Consider the following 316-nt stretch of genomic DNA (forward strand, 5'->3'; position numbering starts at 1 on the left):
GCCTGGGCGGCCAGGCTTGCCAGGGAGACGGCGCCGAAGAGGCGACCGGACTGGATGTCTCTTCGCAACTTCTATCGAGCCTGCCCTATATCGTGACGATCGTCGTGCTGGGCATCATTTCTTCGAACCGGCGTCTGCTTAAGCTCAACGGCGTGGCTTCGCTCGGAGAGCCTTTCGAACAATAGTGTCGCTCACCGCCCAAGCGCGTTGGCCAATGTCAGCGGCAATCCATGCCGGCTTCAGGTAAGGAGGATTTCGAGTTCAGCGTACGACATGCTGCGCAAAGCAGAGGTCGTGATGTCGTCCGTGAGTCGCC

General features: G+C 59.8%; 1 pseudogene. It reads left to right on the top strand.

The window, feature by feature from the left end:
- Nucleotides 1–185, top strand: a pseudogene (locus EN786_RS36850) (ABC transporter permease); the annotation flags it as partial.
- Nucleotides 186–316 lie beyond the last annotated feature (131 nt).

Source organism: Mesorhizobium sp. M4B.F.Ca.ET.143.01.1.1, from assembly GCF_004792275.1.
GTDB classification, from domain to species: Bacteria; Pseudomonadota; Alphaproteobacteria; order Rhizobiales; family Rhizobiaceae; genus Mesorhizobium; species Mesorhizobium abyssinicae.